At 56.7% G+C, this 21,886-nt stretch carries 16 protein-coding genes; 10 read left to right on the top strand and 6 right to left on the bottom strand.

Going from position 1 to position 21,886, the window contains the following annotated elements:
- Nucleotide 1 precedes the first annotated feature (1 nt).
- The 6 genes from PG888_RS02965 (at nt 2) to mgtE (ending at nt 8,206) form a co-directional block, all read left to right on the top strand.
- Entirely contained in the window at nt 2-1,102 is a 1,101-nt protein-coding gene (locus PG888_RS02965; protein ID WP_270692626.1) for an ABC transporter permease, read from the top strand.
- Between the two features lie 306 nt (nt 1,103-1,408).
- Nucleotides 1,409-3,955, top strand: a complete 2,547-nt coding sequence (gene nirB, locus PG888_RS02960) for a nitrite reductase large subunit NirB (RefSeq protein WP_270692624.1) — start codon at nt 1,409-1,411, stop codon at nt 3,953-3,955.
- A complete protein-coding gene (gene nirD / locus PG888_RS02955; protein ID WP_247824155.1) occupies nt 3,955-4,272 on the top strand; it encodes a nitrite reductase small subunit NirD in 318 nt (105 codons plus the stop codon). The genes nirB and nirD overlap by 1 nt, the downstream gene beginning before the upstream one ends.
- A 137-nt stretch (nt 4,273-4,409) precedes the next feature.
- A complete protein-coding gene (gene nirC / locus PG888_RS02950) occupies nt 4,410-5,222 on the top strand; it encodes a nitrite transporter NirC (protein WP_270692622.1) in 813 nt (270 codons plus the stop codon).
- Nucleotides 5,223-5,234: 12 nt separating this feature from the next.
- Entirely contained in the window at nt 5,235-6,635 is a 1,401-nt protein-coding gene (cysG, locus tag PG888_RS02945; RefSeq protein WP_270692621.1) for a siroheme synthase CysG, read from the top strand.
- Between the two features lie 146 nt (nt 6,636-6,781).
- A complete protein-coding gene (gene mgtE, locus PG888_RS02940) occupies nt 6,782-8,206 on the top strand; it encodes a magnesium transporter (protein WP_270692619.1) in 1,425 nt (474 codons plus the stop codon).
- Nucleotides 8,207-8,290: 84 nt separating this feature from the next.
- Here the strand turns inward: mgtE and PG888_RS02935 are convergent, their stop codons facing one another.
- The 4 genes from PG888_RS02935 to PG888_RS02920 all read right to left on the bottom strand — a co-directional run bounded on the left by PG888_RS02935 (nt 8,291) and on the right by PG888_RS02920 (nt 13,026).
- Nucleotides 8,291-9,256 (bottom strand): ABC transporter permease, encoded by a 966-nt coding sequence (locus PG888_RS02935; RefSeq protein ID WP_005342529.1) that lies wholly within the window; start codon nt 9,254-9,256, stop codon nt 8,291-8,293.
- 2 nt (nt 9,257-9,258) lie between these two features.
- Nucleotides 9,259-10,377 (bottom strand): ABC transporter permease, encoded by a 1,119-nt coding sequence (locus PG888_RS02930; RefSeq protein ID WP_042656568.1) that lies wholly within the window; start codon nt 10,375-10,377, stop codon nt 9,259-9,261.
- Entirely contained in the window at nt 10,377-11,942 is a 1,566-nt protein-coding gene (locus PG888_RS02925) for an ABC transporter ATP-binding protein (protein ID WP_042656569.1), read from the bottom strand. Before PG888_RS02925 ends, PG888_RS02930 begins: the two co-directional genes overlap by 1 nt.
- Before the next feature lie 85 nt (nt 11,943-12,027).
- Nucleotides 12,028-13,026: a BMP family lipoprotein gene (locus tag PG888_RS02920; RefSeq protein WP_042059443.1), complete on the bottom strand. Its 999-nt coding sequence runs from the start codon at nt 13,024-13,026 to the stop codon at nt 12,028-12,030.
- A 608-nt stretch (nt 13,027-13,634) separates the two neighbouring features.
- On the opposite strand from PG888_RS02920, the gene PG888_RS02915 reads away from it, so the two are divergent.
- The 4 genes from PG888_RS02915 to PG888_RS02900 all read left to right on the top strand — a co-directional run bounded on the left by PG888_RS02915 (nt 13,635) and on the right by PG888_RS02900 (nt 21,026).
- On the top strand, nt 13,635-15,620 hold the full coding sequence (locus PG888_RS02915) for a hypothetical protein (protein WP_270692618.1): 1,986 nt from the start codon (nt 13,635-13,637) through the stop codon (nt 15,618-15,620).
- Complete coding sequence (locus PG888_RS02910; RefSeq protein ID WP_270692617.1) at nt 15,621-16,082, top strand: hypothetical protein; 462 nt, start codon at nt 15,621-15,623, stop codon at nt 16,080-16,082.
- 69 nt (nt 16,083-16,151) lie between these two features.
- Entirely contained in the window at nt 16,152-18,323 is a 2,172-nt protein-coding gene (gene uvrD, locus PG888_RS02905; RefSeq protein ID WP_270692616.1) for a DNA helicase II, read from the top strand.
- A gap of 234 nt (nt 18,324-18,557) precedes the next feature.
- Entirely contained in the window at nt 18,558-21,026 is a 2,469-nt protein-coding gene (locus PG888_RS02900; RefSeq protein ID WP_270692614.1) for a toll/interleukin-1 receptor domain-containing protein, read from the top strand.
- Between the two features lie 86 nt (nt 21,027-21,112).
- On the opposite strand, the gene PG888_RS02895 is transcribed toward PG888_RS02900, so the two are convergent.
- Both PG888_RS02895 and ydfZ read right to left on the bottom strand, forming a co-directional pair.
- Complete coding sequence (locus PG888_RS02895; RefSeq protein WP_270692613.1) at nt 21,113-21,475, bottom strand: DUF2846 domain-containing protein; 363 nt, start codon at nt 21,473-21,475, stop codon at nt 21,113-21,115.
- A gap of 133 nt (nt 21,476-21,608) precedes the next feature.
- Entirely contained in the window at nt 21,609-21,806 is a 198-nt protein-coding gene (gene ydfZ, locus PG888_RS02890; protein ID WP_042018422.1) for a putative selenium delivery protein YdfZ, read from the bottom strand.
- Nucleotides 21,807-21,886: the final 80 nt, after the last annotated feature.

The following is a 21,886-nucleotide window of genomic DNA, read 5'->3' as shown; positions in this document are numbered from 1 at the left end:
CATGCTGATCCGACTCTGGTGGCTGATCCGAAAAGAGCTGCAGGCCCTGATGGGCAATACTCAGGGGCGCTTTCTGCTCATCATGCCGGTGCTGCTGCAAACCGCCCTCTTCCCGTTCGCCGCCACCCTGGAGGTAACCGGCAACACGTTGGCCATCTACAACCAGGATGGCGGCGCCCAGAGCCGCGAGCTACTGGAACGCCTCACCCATATGCCCGCCTTCACCACCATCATCCCGGTGCAGGGCGAGGCGGGCATGACCGAAGCCATCACCGGGCAGCAGGCGCTGCTCGGGCTGATTATTCCGGGCGATTTCTCGCGCCGACTGGCGCGCGGCGAACCGGCCAAGGTGCAGCTGATTATCGACGGGCGCCGCTCCAACGGCGGTCAGGTGGCGGCGGGCTACATCAGTCAGGTGATCGCCCGCTGGCAGAATGAAGAAAGGAGCGAAGGCAAGGCGCAGCCCGAGCTGGCGGTGCGCAACCTCTACAACCCCAACGTCGAGTTCCGCTGGCATATCCTGCCGGCGCTGGTGGCCATCATCACCACCACCGGCTGCCTGATTGTCACCGCCCTCTCGGTCGCGCGGGAGCGGGAAGAGGGCACCTTCGATCAGCTGCTGGTCTCCCCCCTCACCGCAGGCTGGATCATGGCGGGCAAGGCGGTGCCCGGCATCATGGTGGCAGTGGGGCAAGGGTGCATAGTCGCGCTGGCTGCCCGTTTTGTCTTTCACCTCCCCTTTGCGGGCAGCCTCAGTTTGCTGATGGCGGGCATGGTCTGCTACGGGCTGGCGCTGGCCGGGATCGGGCTCTTCATCTCGTCGTTCTGCTCGACCCAGCAGCAGGCGTTTCTCGGAGTCTTCTCCTTCACCGTACCGGCTGTGATCCTCTCGGGCTACATCTCGCCGGTGGAGAATATGCCGCAGGTGTTCCAGTGGCTGGCGGCCATTGACCCCCTCACCCACTTCATCGTGCTGCTCAAGGGGGTCTTCCTCAAGGGGTTCGACTGGTCGGCCGCCTGGCCCCTGCTCTGGCCGCTGCTCGCCATCGCCGGCGTCACCCTGTCGCTGGCGCTCGCCATGTTCCGCCGCCATATCGCCTGACGTACCGCTTTGCTCAGCTGATGCCCATTGATGCCGGTCTCGCCCAGTGCGAGGCCGCTCTTTTTCCGACAGAAGTCTTCACTCCCCGGCTGTGGGTAAGCACAGCTTTCTCTCCACTATCCCTCACCCCGAGCCAGCCCATAAATCATCAACTGGTATACCTATTTTTGTATATCTTTGAATTTTATCGAATTACCCCTGACGAGATATATAAATAGACACTTGATTTGCATCAATTGCCCGCCCCTGTCGACTGGGTAGCCTAGCCCCAGAATGATGTTTTATTACTCCAAACTAGAGGCAATCATGAGCAAAGTCAGACTGGTCGTTGTGGGCAACGGCATGGTGGGGCACCGCTTCATCGAAGAGCTGATCGAGCGGGCCGACCCGGGCCGCTACGAGATCACCGTCTTCGGTGCAGAACCCCGTCCCGCCTACGATCGCGTCCATCTCTCCTCCTACTTCTCCCATCACACCAGCGAAGATCTCTCCCTCGTCAAACCCGGTTTCTACGACAAGCACGGCATCCGCCTGCTGCTCGGCGAAGCGGTGAAAACAATCGACAGGGCCAACCGCGAAGTGCACTCCAACAAGGGTACTGTGGTCGGCTACGACAAGCTGGTGCTGGCCACCGGCTCCTACCCCTGGGTGCCCTCCATTGCAGGCAGTCAGCACCACGAGTGCTTCGTCTATCGCACCATCGAGGATCTGAAAGCCATCCGCAGCGCCGCCAAGAGTGGCAAGAGCGGGGTGGTGATCGGGGGCGGACTGCTTGGCCTGGAAGCGGCCGGTGCCCTCAAGGCGCTGGGGCTCGAAACCCATGTGGTGGAGTTTGCCCCGGTGCTGATGGCCGAGCAGCTCGATGGTCAGGGTGGCCAGCTGCTGCGCCGCAAGATTGAATCCATGGGCGTGCAGGTACACACCAGCAAGAGCACCAGCGAGATCCTGATGCATGGCGGCGAGCAGGCGAAGCACCGCCTCGCCTTTGCCGATGGCAGCATGCTTGAAGTAGACGTGGTGGTCTTCTCCACCGGTATCCGTCCGCAAGATACCCTGGGCCGCTACGGTGATCTGGCCATCGCCGAGCGCGGTGGCATCGTCATCGACGATCACTGCCTCACCTCCGACTCCGACATCTATGCCATCGGCGAGTGCGCCGCCTGGCAGGGCCGCTTCTTCGGCCTGGTGGCGCCGGGCTACAAGATGGCCCAGATCACCGTCGACCATCTGCTCGGTGGCGACAGCCGTTTCGAGGGGGCAGACATGAGCGCCAAGCTGAAACTGCTCGGCGTCTCCGTCGGCTCCATCGGCGATGCCCACGGCCGCACCACGGGCAGCCACAGCTATGTCTTTCAGGACGATCAGGCTGGCGTCTACAAGAAGATCGTGGTGAGCGAAGACAACAGCAGCCTGCTCGGCGCCGTGCTGGTGGGTGACGTGGAAGATTACGGCAACCTGTTGCAGATGATGCTCAACGCCCTGCCACTGCCGAGCCACCCGGACACCCTGATCCTGCCCGCCTACGCCGGTGCCAAGCCGACACTGGGGGTGGATGCCCTGCCTTCGACCGCCCAGATCTGCTCCTGCTTCGACGTCTCCAAGGGCGACATCGCCCAGGCGGTGGCCGAGGGTCACACCACGCTGGCCGCCATCAAGCAGCACACCAAGGCCGGTACCGGCTGCGGCGGCTGCGTGCCACTCATCAGTCAGGTGCTCAACGCCGAGCTGGTGAAGCAGGGCATCGAGGTCAACAACCACCTCTGCGCCCACTTCCCCCACTCCCGTCAGGAGCTGTTCCATCTGGTCAAGGTGGAGGGGATCAAGAGCTTCGACGAGCTGCTGGCCAAACACGGTCAGGGCTATGGCTGCGAGGTGTGCAAACCGACCGTCGGCTCCATCCTCGCCTCCTGCTGGAACGAGCATGTGCTGAGCCCGCGCAACACCCCGCTGCAGGACACCAACGACATCTTCCTCGGCAACATGCAGAAGGACGGCAGCTACTCCGTCATCCCGCGCATGGCCGGTGGTGAAGTGACCCCGGAGGGGCTGCTGGCGGTGGCCGAATTGGCCCGCGACTACAAGCTCTACACCAAGATCACCGGCGCCCAGCGTATCGGTCTGTTCGGGGCCCAGAAGGATGACCTGCCCGCCATCTGGCGCAAACTGCTGGCGGCCGGTTTCGAGACCGGTCAGGCCTACGCCAAGGCGCTGCGCATGGCCAAGACCTGCGTCGGCAGCACCTGGTGCCGCTTCGGCGTGCAGGACAGCGTTGGCCTCGGGGTCTTCCTCGAGAACCGCTACAAGGGCATTCGCACCCCCCACAAGATGAAGTTCGGCGTCTCCGGCTGTACCCGCGAGTGTGCGGAAGCGCAGGGCAAGGACGTCGGCATCATCGCCACCGACGCGGGCTGGAACCTCTATGTGGGCGGCAACGGCGGCATGAAGCCGCGCCACGCCGACCTGCTGGCCTCTGACCTCGACCGCGAAACGTTAGTCCGGTTGATCGACCGCTTTATGATGCTCTACGTCACCAGCGCCGACAAACTGCAGCGCACCTCGGTCTGGCTCGGCAATCTGGAAGGGGGCGTCGACTACCTGCGCGAGGTGATCGTCGACGACAAGCTGGGGCTGGCCGAGACGCTGGAGCGCGATATCCAGACCCTCATCGACAGCTACGAGTGCGAATGGTCGCGCACCCTCAACGAAGAGGAGGCGCTCAAGCGCTTCAGCCACTTCATCAACAGCGACAAGCGCGACCCGGACGTTCAGTTCGTCGCCGAGCGCGATCAGCACCGACCGGCGACCCCGGCCGAGCGCATCCCTGTCTACCAGATCGAGGTGGAAACCAAATGATGAAATTAGCCTGCCAACTCAACGACATCCTGCCGGGCACCGGCGTCTGCGCACTCATTGAAGGTCGCCAGATCGCCCTGTTTCGCCCGAGCGCGGCCGCCGAGGTGTTCGCCATCGACAACCGGGATCCCTTCTTCGCCGCCAACGTGCTGTCGCGGGGCCTGATCTGCGAACACGACGGCGAGCTCTGGGTGGCCAGCCCGCTCAAGAAGCAGCGCTTTCGTCTGAGCGACGGCCACTGCTTCGACAACCCGGCGATGTCGGTGCAGAGCTATCCCGTTGAAGTGCACGACCAGCAGGTCTGGGTCGCGGTCTGATGTCGACAACCCCCGGATCTATGCCGGTACAGGGCTACCCCGTTGAAGTGCGCGACCAGCAGGTCTGGGTCACCGTCTAACTCCGATTTCACTCTCTTTCGGGCTGCCTGCAGGCAGCCCTTTCAAGGACTCACAAGATGTACACGGAAACCATCAACATGTGCGCCGCCAACGCGGCCCGCATCAACCGCTTCGAGCGCAGCGACAAGCTCGGCTTCTGGCTCAGCTCCACCATGGCGGGGGCCTATGTGGGCCTCGGCATCATCCTCATCTTCACCCTCGGCAATCTGGTGGATCCCGCCATCCGGCCGCTGGTGATGGGGGCCACCTTCGGCATCGCCCTGACGCTCGTCATCATCGCCGGCTCCGAGCTGTTCACCGGCCACACCATGTTCCTCACCTTCGGGGTGAAGACGGGCAAGATCACCATGGCCGACCTGCTGCGCATCCTGCCGCAGACCTGGGCCGGCAACCTGATTGGTTCCATCGTGGTGGCGCTGATCTACTCCTACGGCGGCAGCCTGCTGCCGGACGCAGGCAGTCTGGCCCACAAGGTAGCGCTGGCCAAGACCCAGGCACCGGCCCTGACCCTGTTTATGAAGGGGATCCTCTGCAACTGGCTGGTCTGCCTCGCCATCTGGATGGCGCTGCGCACCGAAGGGGCCGCCCGCTTCATCGCCATCTGGTGGTGCCTGCTGGCCTTTATCGCCTCCGGCTACGAGCACTCCATCGCCAACATGACCCTGTTCGCCCTCTCCTGGTTTGGTGCCCACTCGGATGCCTACACCCTGAGCGGCATCGGCCACAACCTGCTGTGGGTGACCCTGGGTAACACCGTCTCCGGCGCCCTCTTTATGGGCCTCGGCTACTGGTATGCCACCCCCAAGGCTGAGCGCCCGGTCGCGGTGAGCGAAACCACCAGCACCGCCAACCAGACCCGAACCGCCTGATCCGGAGGCCCCATGGACTACTTGCCCATCTTTTGCCGACTCGACAACAAACCCGTGCTGCTGGTCGGCGGCGGCGAGGTCGCGGAGCGCAAGGCGCGCCTGCTGCTGGATGCCGGTGCCCACCTCACAGTCGTAGCGCCCGAGCTCGACCCCAAGCTGGCTGAACTGGCTGCCAACGGCAGCATCGAGTGGCTGGCCGGTGAATTTGCATCGGAACAACTGGCGGGCAAGTGGCTGGTGGTGGCCGCTACCGATCGGCGCGAGGTGAATGCGCTGGTTTACCAGAGCGCCAATCAGGCGCGGATCTTTGCCAACGTAGTGGATGACCCGAAACGCTCCAGCTTCATCATGCCGTCGATCATCGATCGCTCGCCGCTGATGGTGGCCATCTCCTCCGGCGGCAAGGCGCCGGTGCTGGCCCGGCTGCTGCGGGAAAAACTGGAAGCCCTGCTGCCGCAACATCTGGGCGCCATGGCGACCTTCGCTGGCAGCCTGCGGGATCGGGTCAAGGCGCGCTTCGCCACCATGGGAGAGCGGCGCCGCTTCTGGGAGCGGCTGCTCGGGGCAGACCGACTCGGGCAGGCGTTGGCCCGCGGGGATAGCGCCTCTGCCCACCAGCTGGCCGACAGCCTGTTTGCCGATGAAAGCCAGACCGGAGGCGAAGTGGTGCTGGTGGGTGCCGGCCCCGGCGATCCGGGTCTGCTCACCCTGCACGCTCTGCGCCAGATGCAGCAGGCGGACGTGGTGGTCTATGACCGGCTGGTCTCCGACGAGGTGATGGCGCTGGTACGCCGCGACGCCAAGCGCATCTTCGTCGGCAAGCAGGCGGGCAACCACTGCGTGCCCCAGGAGGGGATCAACCAGCTGTTGCTGGAGGAGGCGAAGAAGGGTCAGCGGGTGGTGCGGCTGAAGGGGGGCGACCCATTCATCTTCGGCCGTGGCGGCGAGGAGCTGGAGACGCTCGTTGGTACTGGCATTGGCTTTCAGGTGGTGCCGGGGATCACGGCGGCCAGCGGCTGCGCCGCCTACGCCGGTATTCCGCTGACCCATCGCGACCACGCCCAGAGCGTGCGCTTCGTCACCGCCCACGGCAAAGGTGGCGCCCGGGATCTCGACTGGCCACTGCTGGCCAAAGATCGGCAGACGCTGGTCTTCTACATGGGGCTCTCATCCTGCGCCACCATCCGCGAGCAACTGCTGGCCCACGGCAAGCAGGGCAACACGCCGGTGGCGCTGATCGAGCGCGGCACCCAGCCCTGCCAGCGGGTCATTCGCGGCACTCTCGAAGAGTTGCCCGCGCTGGCGGTGGGGGTCGAGAGTCCGGCGCTGATCATGGTGGGCTCGGTGGTGACGCTGGCCGACCAGCTCGCCTGGTTTGGCGCGGCACCACAGGCTCAGCGAGCCCTCGCCTGAGGGATTATCGGCAACTAACCATGAGGCCACCAGCAGGTGGCCTCACTTTTACCTCCCTCTTCTCCCATCACGGTCATAACCTGCTGTTTTAAGTCTGGTATCCTATGGGCATTGAGCCCTTGGCTACCCTCTCAGGAATTCATCCCATGTCTCTTCCCATCAAGAACAGCGCCAGGCAGCGCGCGGATGACAGATCTCGCATTCTCACCCTGCTGCTGCGCGATGATGCCCTCACCGACAGCCTGCTCGACCCGCAGGTGGTGCAGGATGCCGAGCAGCGCGATCAGACCAGCGAACTCACCGCGCTGGTCAACGGGCTGCCCGCTGCCGACGTCGCCGATGCACTGGAGTCGCTGCCGCCCGATGAGCGTCATGCCTTGTGGGCACTGGTGGAGGAGGAGAAGCGCGGCCAGATTCTGGTCGAAGCGTCGGAGACGGTGTGGGACAGCCTGATCAGCGGGATGAGCGACAAGGAGCTGCTGCACGCCCTGCGCACCCTGGATATCGACGACCAGATCTATCTGGGCCAGTACCTGCCGCGCAACCTGATGGGGCGGCTGCTCACCTACATGGCCCCCGAGGAACGGGATCGGGTACGGGAGGTGATCCGCTACGGCAAGCACACCGTCGGCGCCATGATGGACTTCGAGATCATCACCATCCGCCCCGAGGTGAGTCTGGCAACGGTGCAGCGCTATCTGCGCCTACGCGGCAAGATCCCCGCCAACACCGACAAGCTGTTCGTCATCGACAGGCGCAACCACCTGCTGGGGGAGCTGGCCCTCACCACAGTGCTGCTGCACAAGCCCACCACCTTGGTGAGCGATGTGATGGAGCGGGATCCGGTCACCTTCGATCCGGAGGATAACGACGAAGCTGCGGCCCGTACTTTCGAGCGGGATGACCTGCTCTCCGCCGCCGTGGTGGATGGCAAGGGCAAGCTGATGGGCCGCCTCACCGTCGAAGAGGTGGTGGATCTGGTCTATGAGGAGAGTGATACCGACCTGCGCCGGATGGGGGGTATCAGCGAGGATGAAGACGTGTTCGCCCCAGTCAGCAAGGCGGTCAAGACTCGCTGGGCCTGGCTGGCGCTGAACCTCTGCACCGCCTTTGTCGCCTCGCGGGTGATCGGCATGTTCGAGCACACCATCTCCCAGCTGGTGGCGCTGGCGGCGCTGATGCCCATCGTCGCAGGGATCGGCGGCAACACCGGCAACCAGACCATCACCATGATAGTGCGGGCGCTGGCGCTGCAGCACATTCAGGCGGGCAACCTCTCCTTCCTGCTGCTGCGGGAACTCGGCGTCGCCTTTATCAACGGGCTGGTGTGGGGTGGCACCATGGGGCTTGCCACCTATCTGCTCTATCAGGATGCGGCGCTCGGCGCGGTGATGACCCTGGCCATGATGCTCAACCTGCTGGTGGCCGCCCTGATGGGGGTTATCATCCCCATGACCATGACCCGCCTCGGCCGCGACCCGGCGGTGGGGGCCAGCGTGATGATCACCGCCATCACCGACACCGGCGGCTTCTTTATCTTCCTCGGGCTGGCGACCATTTTCCTGCTGTAACCAGCCACTCAATCCATAAAAAACAGGCCCACCGAAGTGGGCCTGCTGTTATCTGTGTGATCGGGAATATCGCAATAAAAGACGCTACTCCCGCTCCTTCACATAGGGGGTGCCGAGCGCCTTCGGTGCTACCGCTCGGCCGATAAAGCCGGCCAGCAGGAACACGGTCAGGATGTAGGGCAATGCCTCGATGGCCTGAACCGGAATGGCGAAGCCACCGATGCTGACCCCTTGCAGGCGGATGGCGACCGCATCGAGGAAGCCGAACAGCAGACAGGCTGCCATGGCATTCCAGGGGCGCCACTTGCCGAACACCAGCGCCGCCAGCGCCATAAAGCCCTTGCCCGCACTCATGTTGGGGATGAACTGGGCCGTCTGGGCCACCGCCAGATAGGTGCCACCGATACCGGCCAGCAGGCCGCCGATGATGAGCGCGGTGTAGCGCATCCGCACCACCGAGATACCGGCAGTATCGACCGCAGCCGGAGCCTCGCCCACCGCCCGCAGACGCAGACCGAAGCGGGTACGGAACATCACCCACCAGGCCAGCGGTACGCAGGCAAACGCCACATACTCCAGCAGGGAGTGGCCGCTCAGCAGCTCGCTGTAGAGCTGGCCGATCACCGGCACATCCCACAGCTCCTTGGCATAGGGCAGATCGATGGGGGCGAAACGGGCATCACCGGAGAGCGCCGGGGTCTGGCCACCCTGATCGAACCAGTAACGGCCCAGGGTCACGGTCAGACCGGCCGCCAGAATGTTGATGGCCATGCCGCTCACCACCTGATCACCGCGGTGGGTGATGGTGGCAAAGCCGTGCATCAGGGCAAACAGGATGGAGACCCCCACCCCGGCACCCAGACCTACCCAGGCAGAACCGGAGACCGCCGCCGCCGCGCCACTGGCGAACGCTGCCGCCAGCAGTTTGCCTTCCAGCGCGATGTTGACCACCCCGGAGCGCTCGCAGAACATGCCCGCCATGGCGGCCAGAATGAGGGGCGGCGCGGTACGGATGGTCGCATCCAGCATCAGGATCAGAATTTCAAACATGATCAGACTCCTTTAGCTTGCGCGGCTGAGCGGTTGGCAAACGCCAGATAGAGCTGCTCGATGCGCGGACGCATCATGTGCTCAAGGGCGCCACAGAACAGGATCACCAGACCCTGCAACACCACGACGATGTTGCGGTCAACACCGAACTCGAAGCTGAGCTCGGCGCCCCCCTGATAGAGGAAACCGAACAGCAGGCTGGCGATGATGACGCCGACCGGATGGTTGCGCCCCATCAGCGCCACCGCGATACCGGTGAAGCCGAACCCTTCCACGAAGTTGAGCTTGATCTGGTGCAGTTCACCCTGCAGCACGTTGAGGGCGAAGAAGCCCGACAGCATGCCGGAGATCACCATCGCTAGGATCACCACCTTGGGATAGGAGATACCGGCGTAGGCGGAGGCGCTCTGGCTGGCGCCGACCGAGCGGATCTCGTAACCCCAGCGGGTGTGCCAGATAAAGACCCACACCAGCGCCGCACAGATCAGCGCCCAGAAGAAGCTGATGTTGAGCGGGCTGTTGGGGATATCCATCCCGAACAGGCTCGCCATCCCGCTCATCTTGGGCAGCCAGCTTGCTTCGGCAAACACCTTGCTCTCGGTCGCCATCGAACCGGGCGGCTTGAACACCTCCACCAGCAGGTAGGCCATCAGCGAGGCGGCGATGAAGTTGAACATGATGGTGGTGATCACGATATGGCTGCCACGCTTGGCTTGCAGCCAGGCCGGAATAAAGGCCCAGGCCGCACCGAACAGACCACCGGCAATGATGGAGAGCGGCAACAGCAGGGCAAACGGCAGCACATCGCCGAGCGTCAGACAGACCAGACCCACACCGAGGCCGCCGATATAGGCCTGACCTTCACCACCGATATTGAACAGACCGGCGTGGAAGGCGACCGCCACCGACAGACCGGTAAAGATAAAGCCGGTTGCGTAGTAGAGGGTGAAACCGACCCCTTCACCGGTGCCGAACGCGCCATACCACATGATCTTGGCGGCATCGACCGGGTTGATGTCGAGGTAGTAGAACAGAATGGCCGACACCAGGAAGGCCAGCAGGATGTTGACCGCAGACAAGACGCCCACGGAGACCCAGGCAGGAATACGTACTTGGCTCATCAGTGGGCCTCCTTGGCTACTTCATCGGGAACGATATTCGCCATCATCAGACCAATGGTGCGCTCATCCGCCTTGGCACCATCCAGCTCACCGACGATGCGACCATCGGCAATGACCAGAATCCGGTCAGCGAGGCTCATGATCTCGTCCAGCTCCACCGAGACCAGCAAGACAGCCTTGCCCTTGTCGCGCATGGCGATGATCTGCTGGTGGATATACTCGATGGCGCCGATATCGACCCCGCGGGTCGGTTGGCCGATCAACAGCACATCCGGGTCCTGCTCCACTTCACGGGCGATCACCAGCTTCTGCTGGTTGCCACCGGAGAAGTTGGCGGTCTTGTGATCGGGATGGGGCGGGCGCACGTCCCACTTCTCCATCTTGGCCTGACAATCCTGCTGGATCGCCTCCTTGTTCTGCAGCCACCCCTTGTTGTATTGCGGGCGGCGGTGATAACCGAGAATGAAGGCCTCTTTCGCCTCGAAGCGGTTGATCAGCCCCATCTTGTGGCGATCTTCCGGCACATGACCGAGGCCATAGTTGCGCACCAGCTCGGGATCGGCCGGTTGCTCCGCACTCACCTTGTGTACGCCGCTGCGGCTGCTGATGGTGAAGCCACCCTTGCTCGGTTTGAGAATGCCGCCAAGCAGGCTGAGCAGTTCGGACTGACCGTTGCCGGATACCCCGGCGATGCCAACCACTTCACCGGCCCGCACCTCGAAGCTGACCGATTTGACCCGCTCCACCTTGCTGGCGTCGAAGTAGCTGAGCCCTTCGATCTTCAGCTTGGCTTCACCGGGCTGGGTTGGCCCCTTGTCGACCTTGAGGCGCACCTTGCGGCCCACCATCAGTTCGGCCAGCTGCTCCTTGTCGGTATCCTTGGTGGCGACGTGTGCCACCATCTCGCCACGGCGCATGATGGAGACCTGATCGGTAATGGCCAGGATCTCCCGCAGCTTGTGGGTGATGAGGATGATGGTTGCCCCTTGATCCCGCAGCTTTTTCAGCACCTCGAACAGGTGATCCGCCTCTTGCGGGGTCAGTACCCCGGTCGGCTCGTCGAGGATCAGGATGCGGGCGCCGCGATAGAGCGCCTTGAGAATTTCGACCCGCTGTTGCAAGCCAACCGGCAGATCTTCGACCTTCTCGTGCAACGGCACGTCGAGGCCATAGTCCCGCGCCAGTTCGCCCAGCAGCTTTTCGGCTGACGCCACGCTCTGCTGAAGGTGCCAGCCGTTCTCAGCGCCGAGGATGACGTTTTCCAATACGGTAAAGTTATTGACCAGCATGAAGTGCTGGTGAACCATGCCCACGCCTGCGGCAATCGCATCTTGTGAGCCATGGGGATTGAACGGTTTCCCGTCGATCAGCATCTCGCCTTTGTCGGCATGGTAGAAACCATAAATGATGCTCATCAGGGTGGACTTACCGGCGCCATTTTCGCCGACAATGCCGTGGATACTGCCTTTGCGAACCTTAAGGTCGATCAGCTTGTTGGCGTACACTTCGCCGAACCGCTTATCGATACCTCTTAATTCGATGGCATAGCGATCTGTCTGGTCCATGATGCAGCCCTGCGTTTCATGAAATAAGACTAAAAACCGGCCCGTGCGGGCCGGTGGTGCGTTGAGAGTCGTAGCAACTATCTAATTAGTATTTGCAGGTGTTGTCGCTCATGTAGTCATGAACTTTGACCTTGCCAGAGATGATTTCGGCCTTGATGGCATCCACCTTGGCTTTCATTTCCGGGGTGATCAGCTTCTCGTTGTCCTTGTCGAGTGCCCAATCCACACCGCCTTCGGCCAGACCCAGGTTCTTGATACCCGGCTTCCACTCGCCTTTGGCAGCGTCATCCCAGGTCTGGTAAGCGGCCAGACCCACAGACTTGACCATGGAGGTCAGCATGGTGCCCGGTTGCAGGTGGTTCTGGTTGGAGTCCACACCGATGGCGAACTTGCCGCTGTCCTTGGCTGCCTGATAGACACCGATACCGGTGCCACCTGCGGCGGCATAAACCACGTCAGCGCCCTTGGCGAACTGGGACTTGGCCAGCTCGGCACCTTTGGCCGGGTCAGCAAACGCGGCCGGGGTAGAGCCCGCCATGTTCTGGTACACCTCGATCTTCGGATTGACGTACTTGGCACCCTGCTCGTAACCGCACTGGAATTTGCGGATCAGCGGGATATCCATGCCGCCCACGAAGCCGACCTTGCCGCTCTTGGAAGCAATGGCAGCCAGCGCGCCCACCAGGAAGGAACCTTCATGCTCCTTGAAGATGACGGACTGGACGTTCGGCTTGTCGACCACCATGTCGATGATGGTGAACTGGGTTTTCGGGAACTCGGTCGCCACTTTCTCGACGGCAGAACCCATGTTGAAACCGACCGCGACGATCGGGCCGTTGCCACGGCTGGCCAGACGACGCAGACCCTGCTCGCGCTGGGCTTCGTTCTGGGGTTCAAACTCTTTGACCTTGACCCCTTTGTCCTTGTTGTAGAGCTCGACGCCGTTACGGAACACGGCTTCGTTGAATGATTTGTCATATTTGCCCGCGGTGTCATAAATGACGGCCGGCTCGGAAGCAGCCTGAGCGGAGAGGGCAGCGAGAGTGAGGGAGGCCACGGTGGCCAGCTTGAGCACTTTAGTCACGATCGTATCCTTGATTGTTATTAAGTGAGGGAACTTGCTTGCCTGTCAGAACAGGCTATCTAGCACGCAGGCTTACTCTAAGTCAGCCCCGATGCGGGTCAAGCAAATGATAAGGGAAAAACGTTTGCGTTAACGGTTTGAATTATAAGCAAATAACCTTATAAGCAGTTGTTTTTTAGCTGCTTTTCAGTTTTTTATGCTACCAACAAAAAGACCCAAACGACATTTCACTTATTGTTCAGCAACTTACTGTAAACCGTTTTCCCCTTTTATTCATCCGCCCCCCCTGCCAGCCCGTGATCCGGCTCGCAAAACTACGCTTACCTATTTTTCGGTTAAAGGGATCGCCCCCTCCCCTCCTCCCTCTGCTCGTCATAGCAAAACGTCATACATCCGAAACTTCGGCTATCTCACAATTCATCAATAGGCGGGGTCCAGATCAATATGAAAACCATATGAGCCTCTGTATGATGTCTACCAAGCGGGCTCAAACGCAACTAACAATAATGTCAATTGAGTACTGTGTATTAATCCATGCCACCCCCTCCTGCATGACTTCCTCAGCCAGGTACAGGTGACACATACATCGTTGTTTCAGGAAAATAAAAATGAAAAAAAATGTTCTGGCTTTATCGGTTGTAACGGCGTTATCCAGCCTGGCGCTGGCAGGTTGTGGCGGTGGTGGTGACGGGGCCAGCACTGACAGTGGCAATAATGGTGGCAATGTCACAAAACCGGCCTTGACCGCCACCTTTATTGATAGTGCGGTAGCCGGTTTGAACTACACCTGCGGCAATTACTCAGATGTCACTAACACGCAAGGCCAGTTCCTTTTTAATGATGGCGACACCTGTGCCTTCAAACTGGGCTCAATCCCGCTTGGCGCAACTCAGGTTAAAAAGGGTCAAACTATGGTGACCCCATACACCATAGCCGAGAAGGGTGACAAAGATCGCGCCATTCGTATCGCCGCCCTGCTGCAAACAATGGATGCAGACAACACTCCCGATAATGGGATTACTCTGAACAAAGACGATGTTATCAAGTTGGGCAACTCCCTGCGTTTTGAAAGCGATGACGCTTTTGATACCAGCCTGAATGAAGCCCTGAAACAAGCGCAAATCAACAAAAAAGTGGTTGATACAAAAGCTGCCGAAGCACATATGAATGCCTCGCTGGCAGTGATTAATGGCCAATCTGTTGCTGTAGATAAAGTCCTGCGAAGCCTGCTCGAAGAAAACCAAGATTGGCAAAAAACCAACTTTGAAAACAAACTGCGCGAATACAAGGATATCTTGAACGCAGAAACAGGCGATCAGGGTAAAGCCGACCGCGAGGTGGTCAAATCTGTCATTACCTTGATGGAGATCACCAATGACCCCATCGTCAGCAACCGCTTTGATATTCAGCCAACTTCCGCTCTTGGCCAAGGATACCAGACATCACTGGCCAAAGTTTTAGACATTATTGTCAACCCAAGCAAGATGATCTTTTTCAATATCAAAGAGCAACCAGCACAAACAGAAGATATTTCTCGCCTGATGGGTAAATATGCGCTGGAGTTGGAAAACATCAGCAATACATTGGCAAACATTGTCAAGCCTGATTATCTCGCAAAATATGGTGATAATGATAAGCTGACCCTGACTTTTGCTCAGGTTCAGGAACTCCGCGCAACTGCTCTGGCCATGTCATCGGCAATGAATGTAATCTCTGCCTATCAATATGGTTCCGCCAGCCAATTCAAAGTTGCCCAAGAAAATGTCACCTTTGATAAGTTCAGTGTTAAATACAACTGGGTGTCAGGTAACCCTGGATATACTGAACATAAAATTACTTTTGGCACTGAAACCGTTGATGCAGAATATCTGAACATCAATATTCGCCCTGCCGAATTGCTAAAAGATAATAATTTCTTCAAGTTCAATCAGAACTATAGCGTACTACTGGCAAAAGCCAAACAGCAACTGCAGCAAGCCATCAAGCTTACACTGGCCACATCACTGCCCGAGTCAAAAACTGATTTGAACCGGGAAATGCTTAATGACTTGCAAAAACACCTCGCAGGAGAAAAGGCCACTGTTGAGCTCAGCGACTATGTGCTGATCGATGATGAAGGCGAGTGGCTGGGCAAGCAGGTCGAAGCGAAGTACACCGTCAACCTGAACAGCTACTTCTCCTCTGGTATCGACCGCGATGCCGTAACCATTGGCGTAACTGAATATTGTAAATATAGAGGGCAAACTATTGGTGAGTATGATATCAACCTCTCCAAAGCCCTTGACACAGCTATGTGCCGTGTGGATGAAAGTAGTGTTCGAGATATTTATAAGCAGATGAGCACAAATTACTCTTACAACCCATTCTATTTTATTAGTGTAAGCAAGGGCGTTAACCCTGACACGGGTTATCCTGACTATACACCTAATTATGCTCAAGGTATCCCAATGCGCTGGTTTGCTGATATCAGGGCAAAACAAGGCGGGAATTTCGGCAAGGTATTCGTGTCTTGTAAAGCTCGTCTGCCGTCCGCAGACTTGGGATGGCAAGAAAAATCGTGTGATTGGCTGCTTTCCAACAGCCTTTCTGAATAAATGATTAAAGGCATTGTTTTTATATGCCTGCTCACCCCGATGGCTCACGCCATCGGGGTTATTTCTCAATATTCAGATTTGCAGCAGTCTTATTATGATTCTGAAGGAAAATTCAAATACCGTATTGCTGTCGACAAATACCAAGAAGACTTTTCTACGATAAAATCCGCAAATTGGTTAAGTCTGATGTCGATTAGCCGTTTGCAGAGCCAGAGCGTCTCTCTTGGCCAAGGAACATTTGAAACCTTATCAACCAATATTAGATTCACACATGGCACCTACAGTCGCGGTGACCTTGTGTTATTCAATGCCTATGGTTGTAACCCGTCGAACTGTTTCTCCAGCCATGAAGTCCGCATTCGACCAAGCGATCTTCAATTACAGGCCGGACGAACCATGTTGTTTGATACCAATGGCAACGCATTTGCACACAAACGCAGCTATCAACTCTCTCTCCGCTAACGCAACAGGTTAGCCATTCCATTCACATGGCCGTATAATCCCCGCCTGTATAAATAAACAGGAGTGGTGATGGACGTTTCAACCCTGCTCGACGGGCTCAACGACAAGCAAAGAGATGCCGTTGCGGCGCCCCGTAGCAATCTGCTGGTGCTGGCCGGTGCCGGTTCGGGCAAGACCCGGGTGCTGGTGCACCGTATCGCCTGGCTGATGCAGGTGGAACGCTGTTCACCCTTCTCCATCATCGCGGTCACCTTTACCAACAAGGCGGCGGCCGAGATGCGCGGCCGGGTCGAGAAAGTGATTGGCGACGGCGTGCGCGGCATGTGGATCGGCACCTTCCACGGTATCGCCCACCGATTGCTGCGGGCCCACCATCTGGATGCTGGGCTGCCGCAGGATTTCCAGATCCTCGACTCCGACGACCAGTACCGCCTCATTCGCCGCGTCATCAAGGCGCTCAACCTCGACGAGAAGCACTGGGCCCCGCGCGCCGTGATGAGCTACATCAACGGCAAGAAGGACGAGGGCTTGCGCCCCGGCGACATCGATCTTTACGGCGACCCCGTCACCCGCACCTATCAGCAGATCTACAAGACCTATCAGGAGACCTGCGATCGCTCCGGTCTGGTAGATTTCGCCGAGCTGCTGCTGCGCGCCCACGAGCTGTGGCTCAACAAACCGCACATCCTCGAGCACTACCGCGACCGCTTCCAGAACATCCTGGTGGACGAATTTCAGGATACCAACGGCATCCAGTACGCCTGGCTGCGCATGCTGGCGGGCAACAGCGGCAAGGTGATGATCGTCGGCGACGATGACCAGTCCATCTACGGCTGGCGCGGCGCCAAGATCGAGAACATCCAGCGATTCCTGACCGACTATCAGGGCGCCGAGACCATCCGCCTCGAGCAGAACTACCGCTCCACCGCCAATATCCTCAAGGCCGCCAACAGCGTGATCGCCAACAACGCCGAACGCCTTGGCAAAGAGCTGTGGACCGAAGGGGCCGAGGGCGACCCGATTTCGCTCTACGCCGCCTTCAACGAGGTGGACGAAGCGCGCTTCGTGGTCGGCCGTCTCAAGGACTGGAAGGAAAAGGGCGGCCTCCTGGCCGACTGCGCCATCCTCTATCGCTCCAACGCCCAGTCGCGGGTGCTGGAAGAGGCGCTGATGCAGGACGCCATGCCCTATCGCATCTACGGTGGCCTGCGCTTCTTCGAGCGGCAAGAGATTAAAGACGCCATGGCCTACCTGCGTCTTATCAACAACCGTGGCGACGACGCCAGCTTCGAGCGGGTGGTCAACACCCCGACCCGTGGCATCGGCGATCGCACCCTCGAGATCCTGCGTGGCAACGCCCGCGATCAGGGGCTCAACCTGTGGCAATCGGCCAAGGCGCTGCTCAACGACAAGGTGCTGACCGGTCGCGCCGGCAACGCGGTGCGCGGCTTTGTCGATCTCATCGACGCACTGGAAGAGCAGGTCGGCATGCTGCCGCTGCACCAGCAGGCCGATATCGCCATCCAGAACTCCGGCCTCAAAGCCATGTATCTGGCGGAAAAAGGCGAGAAATCCCAGGCGCGGGTAGAGAACCTGGACGAACTGGTCACCGCCTGCCGCCAGTACCAGCGCCCGGACGAGCTGGAAGACATGAGCGATCTCTCCGCCTTCCTCGCCCACGCGGCGCTGGAGTCCGGCGAGAATCAGGCGGACGAATATGCCGATGCGGTGCAGCTGATGACCTTGCACAGTGCCAAGGGGCTGGAGTTCCCGCTGGTGCTGCTGGTCGGTGTCGAAGAGGGGATGTTCCCCAGCCAGCAATCCACCGAGGAGTCGGGCCGCCTCGAAGAAGAGCGCCGCCTCTGTTACGTCGGTATGACCCGCGCCATGGAGAAGCTCTACATCTGTTATGCCGAGAGCCGCCGCATCTACGGCCGCGAGATGTTCCACAAGCCGAGCCGCTTTATCCGCGAGATGCCCGCCGAGTGTCTGGAGGAGATCCGGCTGCGCACTCAGGTCAGCCGCCCCACCCAGTACGGCCGCTTTAGCCAGAACGAGGTGCAGCAGAGCTTCGACGCCAGCGGCATCAAGCTCGGCCAGCGGGTGCTCCATCCGAAATTCGGCGAAGGGGTGGTACTCAACTTCGAAGGGGTCGGCCAGCAGAGCCGGGTACAGATCCAGTTCGACGACGTCGGCGCCAAGTGGCTGGTGACGGCGTATGCCAGATTGGAAGCGCTGTGATTTTTCCCGCCTTTTGAAAAAACCAACCCGGCTTAGGCCGGGTTGTTTTTATCTATTGTTCATAGCGACAGTTTTAATGACGCGATCGTCCGAATACGCCTCGCTATTCGGACCTATGAGCTGAACACATATCAATTATGTGACTTAGTTCAGATACTTTTCTTCCAAAGAAGCTCTCAGCTCACGTAAACTGTTGATGTTAGTTCATTTTTAATCTTATATAGAGATCCCTGTATGATAAAGTGTTTTCTATCTCATAGCTCCAAAGACAAAGAATATGTCCGAGAAGTCGCATCTGGACTCCGTAGAGAAACAAGAATATTTGATGAGCAAACTTTTGAAAAAGGGATGTCTCCGGCTGAGGAGATAATTAATGGTTTGGATGATACATCATTATTTGTTTTGTTTTTATCTGATGCAGCCCTTGAGTCAGAATGGGTTAAACATGAAATTCAACTAGCAAAGACCAAAGTAGATACTGGTCATATTCAACGTATTTACCCTATAATAATTGACAATAAAATTGATTATACTGATGCTCGAATTCCATTATGGATGAAGAATGGCTTCAATATTCAACCAATAAAAAAGACCAAAGTGGCGATCAGAAAAATAAATGCAAGATTGAGAGAGATTGCCTTTAAAACACACCCAACATTAAAAGAACGCCAACAAATTTATGTCGGAAGAAATGATAAAACAACCAATGTGGAACAACGCTTTGATGATTTTGACAAACCCACACCAATAGTGTTTGTTGCATCAGGGTTAAACTCTATTGGGCGAAAATCGTTCATTAAAAATGCGCTCACTAAATCCACCATAGTAAGAGAGTCATACGAGTTCCCCATAATTCAAATGGAGCAAACAGACAGCATTGAGGATTTCATATTAAAAATTGATGACCTTGGTCTTTCTGATATAGGTGAAATCCGAGATTTAATGACCACCCCCATTGATGATAAGATAAATATTGCTGTACAACTCGTCGAAGGAATAATCGACGAAAAAGAGCGTATTCTCATTGAAGACAAAGGCGCTATAATTCAGCCAGATAGTAGCATTATAAGTTGGTTCATAAATATAATTGATCGCATTAAGTCACATGGACATTTAACATTTTGCATAGCCTCAATGTTTCGTGGCAATAAATCTTTCACCAATAGGAATCCAGAATATTATTTCGAAGAAATTCCTGAGTTAAATGTTAATGAGCGAAGGGGGTTACTAAAGCGTTATGCTCAATTCAGAGGTTTAGAACTAGAACGGGATGACCTGAAATTTTTCTCAGACTTGTTATCAGGATATCCAGAGCAAGTGCTTTTTGCTGTTGACACCATATGCGATAGTAGCCTTTATGCGGCTAAGAAAGATGCACATGCGATAAGAGAATATGCCAATGATAAAGCAAAAGTAATAATAGAAAGCTTCCATGATGATGAGGAAAAACTAAGCTTCCTATACTTTCTTTCAAAATTCGAGTTTATAAGCTATGAGTTTTTATTTTCATTGGTTGATGAAAATGCATTTTACCCCCTAACTCAAATCTTTATTAATCTGTCGATTTGCGAGCATCTTGGAGTTAATAACGATTACATCAGAGTGAATCAGGTCATACAGGACTATATATCTAGAAGTAAGTTTGGGACATCTTTGGAGTATGATAAAGTTCTCAAAGAGCATATTAAGGAATTCATTGCAGAATATACAGATGATAATAGAGATTTGTCAGAGTACATTTTTTCAATACAAGAAGCGATCAAATCAGGACAAGAAATAGATAACCGAATTCTAGTGCCTTCGTACTTTGTGAAAACAATAAAAGCATTGTATGAGAAAGGCGGTTCAGCGAATTATAAAGAGGCCATAAGATTAGCAAACAGAGTACTCGATAACTCTCAGTATATGCATGAGGGTATTATTTACCATATCATGTTCATGAAGTGTCAGTCATTAGCTAGGCTACATGACAAAGAGTTTTTTAATGTGGTAAGGCATATTAAAGAGCCAGATAGTTCATTTCTTCATGGCTTCTATTTCAGAATCACGCGTCAAAGAACTCGGGCTATTGAATCCTACAAGCGAGTGTTAGCAAAGCGCCCCAACGATAACAAAGCGAAAAGTGAGCTAGTACTGCTTTATTTACAAAATGAAGAATATAATCTTGCGCTCGGGCTTGCAAAAGATGTTTATGAAAAACAAAAAAACAATCCTATCCATGCAAACAACTATTTCAATTGCCTAATCTATAAGGATATAGCAAATATAGATGTAAGTGTTGTTGAGGAAATCCTAGAAAAACTAAAATCAAATCCGGCCCAACGTTCACAGGAAATATACTGTTCGGCTAAAGCTAAGGCTCTTGCAAAGATAGATAGTAAAATTGACGAAGCCTTTTCTGTTATAGAACAAGGAATTTTGGACTTCCCAGACATTAAGTATCCTGTTTTGACTTTATGTGACTTGTCAATTCAATATAAAAATCTTGAAAAGTTAAAATATGCCATCGAAAGGTTGGAGCAAACTGATTCCCCTAAATCGCAAACTTACGGGAGCTTTATTCGTTACAAAGCTATTTACCTAACATTAATAAATCAAGATCAAGAAGCCATAGATCTTTGCAGGAAGGAATTGAGTGAGTTAACCAGCGATGAGTTAAGTCAGTTCTACGAAAAGTTGAAGCAATATCAACATCAACGTTAGAGCAGAAGATATCCTAGGTCATCCACCTTCCTGAGCAGGGCGTAGCTGGTAACGCTACACCCTGTTTGTTTGGCGAAGGTATCTGATCACTTGACCAACTTGCTCTCCATCACCCCTTGCTTGCCCTCCTCCTCACTGACCTGACTCAGCTTGGAGCGGGCCATCAGCAGGCCCATCTTGACCTCCTGCCAGACGTAGTAGTTTTTACCCGCCTCGGTGCTGAGGGTCAGGGTGGCATCGTTCTCCGACTTGGAGGTGATGGTGTGGCTGCCCGGCGTCACCTGCTTGAGGATATAGGTGTGGGCCACGGTATCGCCGACCGCCATACCATCCACCAGCAGCTGCATTTTAACGGCCGCCCCGAAGGTCTCGTTGCGATAGATATAGAGGTTGGCCGCATCCTTGGGCGCCACAAACTGCTTGGCCTGCGCTGGCTGACAATCGCTCAAATCGAGCGGGATGTGACCCGGTTCAATTTTTCAGCATTTGGTGGGATGAAGGTGGGAGAACTCAGAAACCCGGCCGCCAGATGGGGCGCGGTGGCCGGGTGAATTGTAAAGAGTAGGGTGACAGGGAAAGGGATCAGCCTAGTCTAATCAACTCGATGGGCGCGTAACGCTCTTGAGTGTTTGCCAGCAGCACGCACTTCTCATGCTCCGCCTGATAGGGGGTCATGTGGTCGGTGTGGGCCTCTTTCAGAAAGTCGACTGCGCCAGTGGCGGCAATCATCACGCGCTGACCCAGGTTCAGCACATTGCGGTTACGGTCATAGATCTTCATTTCATTCTCCTTTTCTTGTGTCCTGGCGGATGCGCAAGCGCGTGTCCAGGACAACGGCATTCAGCCTACGCCCCCGAAAA

The sequence above is a fragment of the Aeromonas sp. QDB23 genome (assembly GCF_027707745.1).
GTDB lineage: Bacteria > Pseudomonadota > Gammaproteobacteria > Enterobacterales > Aeromonadaceae > Aeromonas > Aeromonas allosaccharophila.
Note: the sequence above shows the minus strand (reverse complement) of the source record. Positions and strands in the feature narration are given on the sequence as shown.